Annotated in this window: 1 protein-coding gene; it reads left to right on the forward strand. The window is 72.3% G+C overall.

Annotation, left to right across the window (positions count from 1 at the left end; genetic code table 11):
- On the forward strand, positions 1-1,670 hold a 1,670-nt coding region (locus tag ACFYQ5_RS36085; RefSeq protein WP_389203853.1), incomplete at both ends, for a polyketide synthase dehydratase domain-containing protein.

The following is a 1,670-nucleotide window of genomic DNA, read 5'->3' on the forward strand; positions in this document are numbered from 1 at the left end:
TCCGCCGACCAGGCCGGACTTGTCGCAGCTCTGCGCAAGGACCGTCCGGAGACGGATTCCTTCCTCGCCGCGCTCGCCAAGGCTCACGTGCGCGGCGTCGAGGTCGACTGGGCGCCGCTGTACGCTCCCGCCGAGGCCCGGACCCGCGTCGACCTGCCCACGTACGCCTTCCAGCACCAGCGCTACTGGCCGCGCCCCGGCGTCGGCGGCACCGGCGACGTCCGTGCCACCGGCCTGAACCCGGCGGAGCACCCGCTGTTCGGCGCCGCCGTCGCCCTCGCCGACGTGGACGGTTACCTCTTCACCGGCAGACTGTCCCTGGGCGCCCACCCCTGGCTCGCGGGGCACGCGCTGGGCGGCACGGTCCTGCTCCCGGCCACGGCCTTCGTCGAACTGGCCCTGCACGCCGGGCACCGCGTCGGCTGCGGGCATCTGGAGGAGCTGACGCTCCAGGCACCACTGGTCCTGCCCGAGCGCGGCGGCGTACAGTTCCAGCTGGCCGTGGGCGCCGCCGACACCTTCGGCCGCCGCCCGGTGAACCTCTACTCGCGACCCCAGGAAGTATCCGCCGACGAGCTGTGGTCCGACGAGCCCTGGCTGCGCCACGCCACCGGAACGCTCGCCCCCGCCCCCGCCACCCGGCCCGCGGAACCCGACCTGGCTCAGTGGCCCCCGGCCGACGCGGAACGGGCGGAGACCGGCGAGCTGTACGACAGCCTCGCCGCCGCCGGATTCAGCTACGGTCCCGCGTTCCAGGGCCTCCGCTCCGTCTGGCGCCGGGGCGAGGAACTCTTCGCCGAGGTCGCCCTGCCGGAAGGAGAGCGGGCGGAGGCCGCCGAGTACGGTCTGCACCCGGCGCTCCTCGACGCCGCCCTGCACCCGCTGGGGCTCGGTACCTTCGTGTCCGACACCGAACAGGGGCGCATGCCCTTCTCCTGGACCGGCGTGACGCTCCACGCGACCGGCGCGCACGCGCTCCGCGTCCGCCTCACCGCCGCGGGAACCGACGGCGTCTCCCTCACCGTCGCCGACGCCGCGGGCGAGCCCGTCGCCTCCGTGGACTCCCTGGTCCTGCGGCCCGTAGCCGCCCCGGACGCGGCAGCCGACCAGGGCGGACGGCACGACTCGCTGTTCCGGGTCGACTGGAGTGTGGTGTCGGTTCCTGCTCCTGTGTCGAGTGGTGTGTGTGCTGTGCTCGGTGAGGATGTGCTGGGGCTGCGTGGTTCTTTGGAGAGGGCCGGGGCGGCGGTCGCTGTGTATGAGGATGTGGCTGCGCTTGTTGCCGCTGTGGATGGTGGTGCTCTTGTTCCGGAGTGGGTTCTGGTGACGTGTGCTGCTGGTGTGGGTTCGTCGGGGGGCGCGGCGGGTGCTGTGCGTGATGCGTTGTCCGGTGTGTTGGGTGTGGTGGGGGAGTGGCTGGCGTTCGAGGGTGGTGTGGGCTCGCGGTTGGTGGTGGTGACTTCCGGGGCTGTGGGTGTGGGTTCTGGTGATGTGGTGTCGGCTGGTGGTCTGGCTGGTGCGTCGGTGTGGGGGTTGTTGCGGTCTGCGCAGTCGGAGAACCCTGGGCGTGTGGTCGTGGTGGATGTCGGTGGTGGTGCTGAGGCGGTGGTGTCGGTCCCGGGTGTGTTGGGTCTGGGTGAGCCGCAGGTGGCGGTGCGTGGGGATGTGGT

The sequence above is a fragment of the Streptomyces sp. NPDC005794 genome, from assembly GCF_042871445.1.
GTDB lineage: Bacteria > Actinomycetota > Actinomycetes > Streptomycetales > Streptomycetaceae > Streptomyces.